This is a genomic window from Pseudomonas sp. Xaverov 83, from assembly GCF_019352905.1.
GTDB lineage: Bacteria > Pseudomonadota > Gammaproteobacteria > Pseudomonadales > Pseudomonadaceae > Aquipseudomonas > Aquipseudomonas yamanorum.
Genome location: NZ_JAAAFU010000062.1, coordinates 32,942 through 46,123, shown reverse-complemented (window position 1 = coordinate 46,123; position 13,182 = coordinate 32,942). Strand labels below are relative to the sequence as shown.

The 13,182-nt window shown below is 63.7% G+C and carries 4 protein-coding genes and 1 pseudogene; 2 read left to right on the top strand and 3 right to left on the bottom strand.

Features of this window, described 5'->3' with window-relative positions; translation table 11 throughout:
• Window positions 1-242 precede the first annotated feature (242 nt).
• From K0H47_RS19855 to K0H47_RS19850, 3 genes and pseudogenes are all read right to left on the bottom strand, one after another.
• The gene (locus K0H47_RS19855; protein ID WP_219273473.1) at window positions 243-4,463 is read right to left on the bottom strand and encodes a YadA-like family protein; all 4,221 of its coding nucleotides are present in this window, start codon (window positions 4,461-4,463) and stop codon (window positions 243-245) included.
• Between the two features lie 42 nt (window positions 4,464-4,505).
• A pseudogene (locus tag K0H47_RS31455) lies at window positions 4,506-4,808 on the bottom strand (hypothetical protein); the annotation flags it as partial.
• Between the two features lie 795 nt (window positions 4,809-5,603).
• Entirely contained in the window at window positions 5,604-10,589 is a 4,986-nt protein-coding gene (locus K0H47_RS19850; RefSeq protein ID WP_219273472.1) for a YadA-like family protein, read from the bottom strand.
• A gap of 469 nt (window positions 10,590-11,058) precedes the next feature.
• Here K0H47_RS19850 and K0H47_RS19845 point away from each other — a divergent pair, with 469 nt between their 5' ends.
• Window positions 11,059-12,363 carry an EAL domain-containing protein gene (locus tag K0H47_RS19845; protein WP_063028976.1) on the top strand — a complete coding sequence of 435 codons (1,305 nt, stop codon included), beginning with the start codon at window positions 11,059-11,061 and terminating at the stop codon, window positions 12,361-12,363.
• A 159-nt stretch (window positions 12,364-12,522) separates the two neighbouring features.
• Window positions 12,523-13,182 carry a response regulator transcription factor gene (locus K0H47_RS19840; protein ID WP_063028974.1) on the top strand — a complete coding sequence of 220 codons (660 nt, stop codon included), beginning with the start codon at window positions 12,523-12,525 and terminating at the stop codon, window positions 13,180-13,182.

The following is a 13,182-nucleotide window of genomic DNA, read 5'->3' as shown; positions in this document are numbered from 1 at the left end:
ACTCTAATAGCCGCAACCTTACCGCTTGATAGACCGACTCTTGGGATTGAACGCGCAACTGATGGTACTGCATCCCCCCATACATACCGTGGACGACCCTGACGGCTGGGAAAGACTTAATTCCAGACTTGTTTTTGCAACATTTAAACAGCCAAACGAGAAGTGGGTGTTTTGGGCGCCGCAGGTGAATTAGTGCTGCTGGCCTAAGGAAAGGCTGAAACCTCTTATGCAAAAAGGATTAACTACCAATGGTAACCAAGTCCCACGGTAAGCCCGAAATCACCCTGTGCAGTACCCGCCCCGGTTGCACTGTAGGTCCATTTCCCACCCCTGGAACGCGCCGTCAACCCAACGGCCAGAGCGGGCTGGCCCTCGTACAAAGCGGTTGCCACCGCCACCATCGACTTGCCCGGCGAGGAAGCCACCGGCAACCCGGAAGTGGCCATCACCGTCGCAATACCGGCATACACGTCCTGCCGCAGGCTGCCGATACGACGGTCGGCATAGGCATTGGCCTCACTTAGCGAGCGAACGGCGGCCTGGTTTGAAAGCCGCTTCGCCTGCCGGAAATTGACCGCATCCGTGCCTCGCGCAGCCTCGGCAACATGGCTGATTTGACGCTCGGTGCCGTGGGCGCCTACAGACACACTGTTGGCCCGACCGGTTCGGGAACCCTCCCCCAACGCCACACTGTTCGCCGCATTGGCACTTGCCCGCGAACCCAGCGCAGTGCCCTGTTCACCCTGCGCAGTGGCGCCCGCCCCAATGGCTACACTGCGCTCGCCTCCGGCTTGAGCCTGCGCCCCGAGCGCCACGGATTGACTACCCGAACGGGTGGATGAATTGTCGCCAGCTTCGCTCGCATCCACGGCGATGCCGGAAGACTGCTGGCCTAATTGCTCGGCCTGCCGGTTCACTGCCTCCAGTTGGCGCCCGTTGACGGAATCGAGACTGGTAGAACTGACCTCACCACCCTCAATGCCAGCAAGGCTGCGCGGGCCTTGGCTGCCAGTGACATCGACCCGGGCCCCATCAGCGGCACCGGCCAACTGTATGTCACGACTGAACGGATCCTGGCGGACCAGCCCTACCTCACCACTGTCCATTTGTTTGCGCAGGGTGTCGGTTTGCGCACTGACGGCGCTCGATTGATCGTCGGCAGCCACAACACGGTCTTCGAGTTGACCGAGTGCCTGTCCAATAGTGTCGACCTTGATCGACTGAGCCCCGGCGCCCTTCTTGCCAGGCTGCGTCAGTGTGTAAGGCGAAGGACTCGTTGAACCGTCGGCGTTCACAGTTGCGGCGCCGCCCAATGCGGTAGCCAGCGCCTGGTCATGGGCTCGAGCGGCGTCCTGGATGTGCCCGAGTACGGTTTCGCCTTGGGCAATACCGTACAGCCTTGCAGCTGACTGGTCCGCGACCTGACCGGCGAGCGTCGCGCTGGCGTGCGCTGCATCGGCGCGATCACGCACCATTGCAGCGGCAGTTTGTGTGGCCTCGGCAATGCCCATGGCCGCGTCTGCACCCGTCCTTGCAGTGACAGCGGCGTCTGTCGCACGCACGGCTGCGCCTTGCGTCTGGTCTGCCATGGTTTTCCCAGCCTCGGCGGCACTCCGGGCTGCCGCCGCGACGCGATCAACTTCATCCAGCTGGCCCTTGTTCACCGCATCGGCCGGTGTGCGACCGGAGGCAAGTTGGACGATGCGGGCCGGCTCACTGGCCGAGTGATCACGGCTGGCATTGTAGGCCCCGTCGATACCACTCCACTGCAACGTGTCATCGCGCAGGCCTTGTATGTCCTCGCCCACCGTACCAAGCGCCGTGGCGTGGGTACGTACGGCATCGTTGAGCGTGGAAAGACTGCCCGCCACCGCATTCAGCGCATCCCCTGCGTTGTCGTGTTTGATTGCAGGCTGAACACTACCATCGGTCGCGATCACGGGGATGCCATAGGCGGGCGCCGTGGGTTGGCTTTCGGCGTCCACGGTTGAGCCGCCACCCAGCAGCCGGGTGATGGCCTCACGGCCAAGGCCTGAAGCCGTCTTTAGCGCGGCATCAAGGCGCTCTACCACGGTCTGTCCGGAGTCGAGGCCGGCAAGCTGAACGGCCGCCACATCGGCGGCGGACCGGGCAGCGTTGGCGGTGCCCTGGGCATTATCGACCGCTCGCGCGGCTTCTGACGCAACGCCCGATGCCATGCCTGCCGTAACTTGTGCGGCAGCGGCACGCTGGCTTGCCTCAGTTGCGGTGCCTTGTGCCTGATCGGCGTCCGACTGCGCCGCGGCGGCGACACTCATTGCATCGATGCCGGCGCTGTTTGCTTGCTGCGCCGAGGCCTGAGCCGTGTCCGCCTTACGCCGCGCGGTGTTTGCCGTCTCCAGGGCCGCATTGGCGCTGCCTTGGGCGGCCAGGGCCTTCTCATTGACCGCCAAGGTGGTCAGCATCGCATGGTCCGCCGCACCCTGCGCCGTCTGCGCAGCCGCCTGAGCGGTGGATGCCGCGGCCAACGCAGCGTCAGCCTTGGCTTGGGTGTCCAGCACGGCTTGTTGTACGCCGGACGCCGCAGCGGAGGCGGTGCCGGCAGTGCCTTGGGCAGCCTGAGCGGAAGCTTGTGCGCCGGTGGCGAGGTTCAGCGCTTGATTGGCGGTAATGCTGGCAGCGCTGGCAGCCTTCCGTGCTGTCGATGCCGCACCGAGTGCTGTGTCGGCACTGTCGCGCGCTGCCATGGCGGTATTGTTCGCACTGATGGCAGAGCCCTGCGCAGCGCCGGCGGTGTGCTGCGCGGCATCCGCAGACCGCTGCGCCTGCAAGGCCGAGGACAACGCAACGTCAGCGATGCCTTGAGCTCCATCGCTGATAACCGCAGCGTTTTCCAGAGCGCCCAATGCGCTGTCTGCGAAGCGCTGGGCGACATCAGCCAGACCTTGGGCAGAAGCCGCGGTGCTGTGAGCTTTTGTTGCGGTGCCCTGGGCATTCTGCGCATTGGTTTGCGCAGTGGCGGCCGCAGCACCCGCCGAGTCAGCTGTTTGCCGGGCGGTGGCGGCCGTTGTCTGGGCGTCGGTTGCCGCGCCAAGCGCGGCATTGGCTGCAACCTGTGCCGAACCGGCGGCGCTGAGTGCACCAGCAGCCGCGTCCTGGGCTCTGTCAGCCATGCTTTTGGCGACCTCACCGGCGCCCTGGGCCGTCGACGCAGCCCCCGTGGCCTGATCGGCAATTCCACGAGCGGTAGCCGCCGCAACCTGTACGGCGTTCGCTGCGCTCATGGTCTGGCCGGCAGTGGCTTGCGCAGCATCCGCGGCAACTTCGGCGCCGTTGCCAGCGAGCAAGGCCGCATCCGCAGCACGCTGTGCAACATCGGCCACCCCCTGTGCACGTGAAGCTGCAGTGGCAGCCTGGTCCGTCCGGTCTTGTGCATCCGCAGCAGCGGCCTGCGCCGAAGTGACTGCACCCGAAGCAGCATCAGCCGAGCCCAGGGCAGCTGTTGCGGCAGTCGTGGCCTCGTCCACGATATCGACCACTTCCTTCACGCGGGTTTGTGCGGCGCTGGCCAGAGCCTGCGCCGTCGTTGCGCTGCTTTGTGCTTGCGTGGCGGCGCCCTGGGCGGTCTGGGCCGACTGCTGAGCACTGGTGGCAACAACGCCGGCACGCTCCGCTGCTACTTGCGCGTTGGCGGCAGTCGCGCCGGCCTTGCTGGCGGCGCTTGCCGCCGCACCGGCGCTGCCCTGGGCCAGATTGGCGGCGGCGAGTGCGCCAGCTGCCTCCTGGGAGGCATTGTTGGCCCGTGCCAACGATGAGTCGGCGGCATCCTTTACCGCCAACGACACCTGACGAGCCTTGTCCACGGCAGCACTGGCGGTGTCGACCGCTTGTTGAGCACGCATCGCGCTGCTTTCAACAGCGTCCAACTGACCTTTGTTGACGGCGTCGGTTGCCGCTACGCCGGCAGCCATATTGATTATCGACGCGGGCACACCGGCGTCCCTGTCGGCATCATACGCACCGGTCTGTGGGTTCCAGTAGAACCTCTTGGTCGCCCTCAACACTTGGGCTTTTTCCGAGATATCCATGACGGAATCGAACACTTCCCCCATGCGCCCATCAGTGACTTTGTGCGCCTCGTCCAAAGCCGCCAGCGCCCCCAACAGCGTGGTGGGCGGCGGTGCTCCCTGGTCGATGCTGGTCAGCACAAGCGGTGCCGGCACTACCCGGTTGCCCTGGGCCAACGGGCCGGACCCCAAGGCCTGAGCCACCGACTCAGCGGCCGTGGTCTCACGTGTGCCGAGACGGCGGATCGCCTCATATCCCGAGAACAACTGGGCACCATTAATGGCATTTGTACTCGTGGCGTTCACCGCCCCTGGAGCTACAAAAATCCATTGGCGCAATCGCGCCGCACTGCCGCCGCTGACCGTGCCGACCGCGCTGTTGCGGTCGAAAGAGTAGACGCGTCCATTGAGGGTCACGGGCGCAACTTCGCGCAGATCGTCAGTGGCCGAAAAGCTGCCGAGCGCGACACTCGCCCTCTGAGGGGCCTGGGCGCTGTAACCAAGTGCCAGGCTTTCCAAGTTGGATGCGCTCGCGTTCCTGCCGATCGCTACCGAGTTGTCCCCTCGTGATACTGCGAATCGCCCGCCGGCGAACGAACCCGCACCGCCCGCCTGTGCGCTCGCGCCGAGTGTAGTGGCATACTCACCTGAAGCAGTGGATGCCGAACCGAATGCAGTACTGAATGTATTGGAAGCCGTAGCGGTATTCCCGAACGACAGTGCATAGGGGTTCCGGGCCCTGGCGGCAAGACCTAAGGCCATGGTCCAGGCGGCCGTGCTCTGGGCACCGCGGCCGAAGGCAAAGCCGTTATCAGTCACAAACGGGGCGCCAACCTCGATGCCGGAATGGCCAATCGCGATGCTGCCGTCGACACCTCCCAACATCAGCCGCCCACTGTTGATATACAGCTCCCCGCCCAAGGAAAGCGAGGTTGCCCCAACACCCGGCGTTCCTGACGGCCGATAGAACATCACGCTCTCGGTTTGGCCACCTTTGGCGTTCGAGTCACACAGCCCCGACTGACCATCCTTGAAATTCAAGTTTTCGTTCAAATAGGCTCTGTCGGCCCCGGTGCCTGCAGTATAAGTATTTTGGGGGTCATTGAGACTGACGCATTCGCCGCTGTCATTCGCATTGATGTGTACACCGTTGCCTGCACGGGCATCAGACACGCTCAGCAGCGCCGAAACCCCGGTAAGGGTCAGCAGGCCGAGAATCGGCCAACCGCGTGATGTGACCGCAAACTCGGGGCAGTAGAAGCCGCGAATGAGGGAGCGAAGTGGGTTGAGAGGAACAGCATGCAGACAAGCGACCTGCGAATCGAAACGCAATGTGACTTTCACGATGACTTACCTGAGACATTGACGGATGCGTCGAACCGAAACAAGGCACCACGGCAATCCGATGGCTGAGACGGGTTCCACGAGTGGTAGCCGCTGCGACAGCGGGCAATGATTACTGAGGGTTATTGTGGACAGTGAGGCCGGAGAGGAATATCGGACTGCTCCTAAATCGGCAGGCCGAGGGCCAGCCCCTCGACCTGCCGATATCAGGCCCTACCATTCGTAACCCACGCCAACCGCCAGCCCGACACTTCCCTGGGCACTGCCCGAACCATTGGCCTTGTACGCCCAACGGCCATCTTCGGTGCGCCCCGAGAGGCCAACGGCCAAGGCTGATTGCCCCTCATAGACCGACGTCCCCATGGCCACCATGCTCCTGCCCGGTGTCGAAGCCACAGGCAAGGCTGCCATGGCCATGGCCGACGCGATGCCGGCATAGGCGTCCTGGCGCACCGCGCTGATCTGGCTGTCGGTATAGGCGTTGGCTTGCCGTAGCGTGCGGTCAGCGGCCTGGTTGGAGATCTGCGTGGCCTGGCCGAGATTGACGACATCCGTCGCCTCGCTGGCTGCCCCTACGTTAGTGATTTGCCGCTCGGCGCCCGGCGCGCCCACTGAGACGGTATTCGCCCGCGGGGCCTGGGAGCCGGCGCCAAGCGCGACGCTGCCTGGCGCATCGGCCTTGGCACCAGCCCCCAGTGCAGTGCTGCGAGGCGCCTGGGCCACTGCACCGGCCCCCGTGGCAACACTGCGTTCGCCACCGGCCTGGGCGCTGGCCCCTGCCGCCACGGACTTGCTGCCCGGCGCCACCGTCGCCTTGTCACCGCCTTGAGTGTCTACCGCGATGCCGGAGGCTTGCTGTGCCAACTGCTTGACCTGCCGGTTGACGGCATCGAGTTGTCGACCATTGACGGCATCGGTGCTGTCGGCACCCAAGGCGCCGTCCTTCACACCCGTCAGAATCCGAGGTCCCTGGGTACCACTGAGATCGACACGAACGCCGTCAGTGTCCCGCGCCACCTGGATGTCCCGGTTGAGGGCGTCCTGTCGAACCAGGCCGGCCTGACCGTTGTTCACCTGCTCGCGCAAACTGCCCATGCTCGCTGTGGCCTTGTCGGCCTTGGCGTTGACTGCATTCAGCGACACGTCGAGTGTTTCGATCGCTTGCCCGACGTTGCCAGCCCGGACCTGGCCAGCGGGGCCCCCCTCAGAGTCGATCCGGGTCACAGCGTAGGCCGGTGCTTTCACGGAACCATCCGCGTTGACAGCAGCGCCACCGCCCAGCGCATCAGCCAATGCCTGTCGACCTGCGTGGTTCGCTGACTGTATGCGATCAAGTACGGTTTCACCCTCCTCCAGCCCCTGCAATTGCGCTGCGGCGCGCTCCGCCACCTGGCCAACCTGACTGGCGAACGTGTGAGCAGCGTTTGCAGCCTCATGTGCGTCGGCAGCAGTGCTGCCAGCGGTATCGGCAGCATGTTGCGCGGCATCAGCAGCGGTCTGGGCGAAAGCAGCAGCAACCACCGCGCCATCCGCTGTCCCCTGGGCCTTCACCGCTGCCGCCCGGGCTGCGTCAGCGGCGCTGCCGGCCTGCGATGCGGTGGTCGCGACGGTATCGAGCTGCCCCTTGTTGACGGCATCGCTTGGTGCAACACCGGCCGCCAGGTTACCGATGCGTGCCGGCTCATTGCGATCCGCGCCACGACCCGCGGTATAAGCGCCGCTGGCCTCGTCCCACACAACGCTATCGTCACGCAAGGCCCGGACGCCCTCACCCAAGGCGCCGAGTGCTGCGCCCTGGCGGTTCACGGCGGCGTTGACCGTGCCGACATTGTGGTCCAAAGCCGTCAGGGCAGCGCCCACGTTGTCATGGAGTTGAGGAGCGGGCTGGACGCTGCCATCGGCATTGATCTGACTGATGGCATAGGCCGGCGCCGTCGGCTGGCCATCGCTACCCACGGTGGAACCTCCTCCCAGAGCCTTGGCAACGAACTCACTGGCTACACCTGCGGCGCTTCGAATAGCCGCGTCAATGCGCTGGACGACCGTCTGGCCGTCGTCCAGGCCCTTGAGCTGGCCGGTGGCGATATCGGCGGTGGCCTTGGCCGCATCAGCGGTGTGTTGGGCGGCGACCGCCCCTTTCTGGGCATTGCTTGCGGCGTCCAAAGCGTTGTCGGCGCTGGCCTGTGACGTTGTCGCGGCCTGCAGCGCATCGTTTGCCGAGCGACCGGCGGCGTCCGCCGTGCTCTGGGCCTTGTCCGCCACATTGCGTGCGGACGCGGCCGAAGCCAGGGCGGTATCGGCGGAGCTCTGCGCGGTTTCAGCGGTTTTCTGCGCGCCGGAAGCCGAGCTCAATGCCGTGTCAGCCGTGCCTTGGGCAGCATCTGCGGCGTGCTGTGCCCGGGCCGCCGAAGCCAATGCGCCGTCAGCGGTACCCTGGGCGTTACCGGCCGCGCTTTGCGCGCTGGCTGCGGCGGTCAGCGCTGCATCGGCCGTGCCTTGGGCCGTCTCGACCGCCTGGTGCGCCGTGGAGACCGTGTTCAGTGCCTGGTCTGCGGTGGATTTGGCGGCGTCGGCCGTGCGCTGTGCCGTGGAGGCAGCACCAAGGGCGGTGTCCGCCGTGTCTTGCGCGGCATTTGCGGCCTGTTGTGCACCGGCCGCCGAACTGACGGCGGCATCCGCGCGATCCTGAGCCGATTGAGCGGCAGTCTGCGCCCCTGTCGCCGTTGCCAATGCCGAATCCGCCGCGCTTTGGGCCGCGTTGGCGGATTGCCCGGCACCCTCGGAGGCGCTGAGCGCCTGATTGGCTGTAAGCTGCGCGGCATCGGCGCTTTTCTGCACCACGGCGGCCTTGTCCAGCGCCGTGTTCGCAGTGCCTTGGGCCACGTCGGCAGTCTTGTGGGAGCTGGCGGCTGCAGCCAAGGCGGCATCGGCGGAGCCCTGGGCGGCCGTAGCGGTTTCGCCGGCCCGAACAGCCGTGCCCAACGCCGTATCGGCAGAGCCCTGCGCAGCATTCGCGGCTTGTTGGGCGCTGGAGGCCGTGGTCAGCGCGGTATCGGCAGTGCCTTGGGCCGTCGCGGCGCTTTTTTGCGCTTCAGACGCCGAACTCAGTGCTGTGGTGGCTGCCCCTTGTGCGGCTTCGGCCGTCTTCTGGGCAGTGGCTGCCGAGCCCAGGGCCGTGTTGGCGACACCCTGTGCGGTTTCGGCCGTCTGTTGTGCAGTCGCAACGGCCCCTTGCGCCCGTTCGGCGGTTCCCCGGGCGGATTCGGCAGTTTTCTGGGCGTCAGCCGCGGAGTCCAGCGCGGTACTGGCCGTCCCTTGCGCCACACCTGCGCTCTTTTCGGCGCTGTCGGCCTTGGCCAAAGCGGCATCGGCAGCAGCTCGCACACCGTCTGCCGCCTTACGGGCATCATCGGCACCGGCCAACGCCGAGCTCGCCTTGCCTTCTGCAGCCTCTGCAGTTCGCTGCGCCGTCGTTGCGGAATTCGCCGCCACGTCCGCAGCCTCCTGTGCAGCCTGTGCCAGTTGCTGCGCGCCGCTTGCCGACCCCAGTGCCGAGCTGGCGGTGCCTTGGGCGGCATCAGCTGTCGCCTGCGCGGTTGATGCCACCCCCATCGCGGCAGTGGCGGAACCTTGCGCGGCTTCTGCAGCTTTCTGTGCGGTTTCGGCCGAGCTGGAGGCGTCCTTGGCGGTGCTCTGCGCATTATCTGCCGTTGCCCGTGCTCCCGCCGCCGTTTGCAGGGCAGCGTCGGCACCCTCTTGCGCCGCGCTTGCCGTTTTGCGGGCATCGTCAGCGGTGGCCATCGCTGCGTTGGCACCGGACAGCGCGCTGGCAGCAAGGCTGTTCGCGTTATTGGCCGTACTTTCCACGGCGTCCAACTGGCCCTTGTTCACCGCGTCGGTAGCAGCCACACCTGCGGCTACATTGGCAATCCGGCTCTCAGGGTGGGCGCCTTCGCTGGCCGTGTAGGCCTGCTGGTCCTCGCTCCAACGCAGGTATTTCTCAGCCATCGCCAAACGAACTTGCCCTGCCGTTGCGTTGGCCAGTTGATCAACATCATTCAAGGCTTCCTGCGTACCTTTATGGGCCTGATCCAAGGCCTTGATCGCCCCCACCACCGATGTGGGCTGTGCCACGCCAGTACCCAGGCTGGTCAGGGAAAAGGCCGGCAGCACCACCTTGCCGTCCTTGACCGCAGTACCCTCACCGAGGGCATCCGCCACCGACTGAGTGGCCACCAACTCCCGATCCCCGAGCTTCTGGATCGCATCGTAGGCCACGAATAACTGGGCGCCATTGACGCCATCGGTGCTGTTGTTGCTTACCGCCCCGGGGGCCATGTTGATCAGTTGGCGAGTCTGGCTGGCATTACCCAGGCTGACTACGCCCATGGCCGACGTACTATCGACACTGTAGGCAGTGCCATTGATCGTCACCGGCGCAACCGCCTTCAGGTTTTGCGTCGTTGAGCCACTGCCCAGTGCAACGCCGTAGTTGTGTTGCGCGCTGGCCTTGTTGCCCAAGGCAACCCCTTCATTACTGCTGGCCGTCACGCTGGCCTCAGAGCCCACCGCAACGCTGTGGGTGCCGTCCGCCCTGGCGTCGCGACTCGCGGCAAAAGCCCCGCCGCCACTGGCCGATGCACCGGCGCCCACAGCCGTGGCCCGCTCTCCCGCCGCCGTCGTATTTGCGCCGATAGCCGTGGCGTACTGATTCGAGGCCTGGGCGTTATAGCCAAATGCGTGGGCATAGTCAGCCAGGGACTTGGCCTGGAACCCCGCCGCCATGCCCCAGCGGCCGAGGCCTTGGGCCCCATGACCAATGGCAGCCCCGTCGGCGCTGGCTTGAGTACTCTCGTTACCAATCGCCATATTGCCGCCGGGCTGCCCGAGGATCACCCGGCCGCTGTTGACGAACAGTTCGCCGCCCAGGGTCAGAGAGGTCGCCCCTACGCCAGAAACGCCCCCTGGACGGTAAAACAATACCGAATCGGTCTGCGAACCTTTAGTCGCGGAATTGCACTTGCCCGAGGCCTGATCCTTGAAGATCAGGTTTTGCGCAAGATACGTCGCGGCATTGCCATCGTTGTTCTGCGGGTCATTCAAACTTACGCACTGGCCGTCCGCATTCGCGTTGATGTGCACACCATTGCCGGCATGGGCAGTTGCACTCAGCAATGCCGTTATGCCGGTCAGGGTCATCACCCCCCATATCGCCCAATCCAGTTGACGGTGTCGGGACTGACAAGCATCAGGCGCATGGCAATAACGCATGCGAACCCCGTGGCGAATTGGATTAAGCGGGGCTGATCGCAGGAACGCAAACGGCAAGACTGAACGCGACGTGACTTTCACAATAACTCACCCTGTAGCACACACACATCGTCAGGTATGAGGCCTCACGAAGTGGCATTGAAGCGCAGAGCAACAGCTGTCGGCGACAGCGTGCGTGCACTCGTTCTGTAATGCCCGCACATGCTGCGAGCCGCCATGAATCGGGGTGAATTCTGTAGAGCGCTCGCCAAATCCGATATCGGACTGCTCTTAAATTTCGGATCAGCACAAGCCGGACCCCAGACAGGGTCCAGCCGCGATTTAGTCCCAGTCTTATATTTCTCTCACATCGCCTTTGCTCAAATGTGACCTCACCACAACCACCGAGCATCAGCTGATGGCAGCCCACGTCATCGTTCCCTCCGAGCACGCCCTGCAAAGCCTGGTCATCCTGGCCAGTGACGAGCAGTACGCCCACCGCGTAGCCACGCAGCTCAACGGGAGCCCCCTTTTTCATATCGAACACATCGATTCGTTGAGCGAGTTGATGACCCGCTTGCGCAAGCAACCTGTCGACATCATCGTCGCGCAGATTCATGCCGACCATGTCGACAGCTTGATGTTGCCGTGCTGTGTCAGCGACCTGAATGCTTCCGGGCTGCTACACAGCATTCCGCATATCGTCTGGACCGCACAGCCACAATCCGAGCATGCGCTGCCCCCCGGCGTACTGACCGCAGGCCTTGAGCAGGGCTGGACGCACACTCTCAATGGCGTCTCGACGGCAGCCCTGGCTTCCCATGCACGCCTGGCCAGGGCTTCAGGTATCCGGGTAGAGATCGCGGTGGAGCAACAACCCGAGCAACTCCTGGCAGTGATCAGTCAATTGGCGCATACCGCCCATCCGGCACCGCGCAGTCCACATGAGGAAAAACTGGAGCAACTGCTCAATGACGATGAGGTGGTGGCGGCCCTCGCCACCGGCGAAGGATTAAGAGTGGTCTACCAGCCCCAATATGACCTGGCGACACGAGAGATTGTCGGCGCGGAAGCCCTGATCCGCTGGCACCATCCACGGCATGGGGATGTGCCACCCTCGGTCCTGATCCCGATGATCAACCAGCTCGGGCTGGATCTGTTGTTGTTCAGCTTTATCGAGAAGACTGTGATCGACACCCTGGGCAAGTTGAAGCGTGCAGGCATTGATATTCCCATCGCTATCAACGCTTCGGCACGCACGCTCTGCGCCCATGGCCTGGCCACGAGACTTGCGCAAAAGATGCATCGGGCGGGGTTGCCTTGCAAACGCCTCAAGATCGAGCTGACCGAAGACTTGGCTCCCGACAGCGAGCTGGCCCTTTCAGCCTCGATCACTGCTTTGCGCGCCAAAGGCTTTCCGGTGTCCCTGGACGACTTCGGTGCCGGCGCCGCGACGTTGTCCCTGCTGTCACGCATGCCATTCGACGAGATGAAGATTGACGGAGCCCTGGTGCGTGCGGTGGGCCAGTTTGCCCACTCTTCAGAAATCATCTCGGGGATCGTCGGCCTGGCGCAGTTGTTCAATATCAACTTGATCACCGAAGGGATTGAAGATACCGAAAGCATCGAGTTGCTGAGCAGGCTGGGCTGCAACACCGGGCAGGGTTTCGCTCTGGCCCGGCCCATGGAGAGCGATGTATTCCTGAGCATGATCACTGCCTAGGGATGCGCTTACGTCCATTGTTCCTGCAAACATCGCCTCGCGTGTGCTGAAATAATCACGGCGTGGTTAAACGGTATCTTCACCCCTGCTGGAGCCGAATTGAGAGATGGTCTTTAATCAATTAGTTATCCGGCTACTTTCGAGTGTCCATTGGCATCCATGAAAACCATACGCATAGCGATCCTTGATGATCATGCAGTGGTACGCCACGGCCTTGTCAGCCACCTCGCCGAAGAGTCATCCATCGAGATTGTTGGCGTCTATGAAACCAGTCGCGAACTGATACGCGGCATGGCGACGATGCCCGCCAACGTCTTGCTGCTGGACTTTGCTCTGGGACGGGATGAACTCGACGGCGTCTCCCTGATTCGCGCCTTGCGAAGCCGCTTCCCTGACTGTCGTATTCTGGTGCTATCAAGCCATCATGAGTCGGCTACCGTTTCGCTTGCCTTGCGTGTAGGAGCGCGCGGTTTTGTAGGCAAAGATGAGGGACTGGGAAGCCTGGTGAAGGCGATTCGTACCGTTGCTTCGGGCGCCATTTACCTGAGTGCCGATATGTCTTACCAGGTGGCCGACGCAGCCAGGCCCGGCGAGTCGACGCAAACGCCTATCAGCGACAACGCCTTGCAGCGAGCGGCATTGTCGGCACGTGAGCAGGAAGTGATCCGCTGCTATCTGGAAGGCATGACCGTGACGGAGATCGCCGAGAAGTTCAATCGCAGTATCAAGACCATCAGTACGCAAAAGGCCACGGCTTTTCGCAAGCTTGGGGTCACCTCCAATAACGGTTTGTTCAAGATCATGAAAACCCTGGACTAG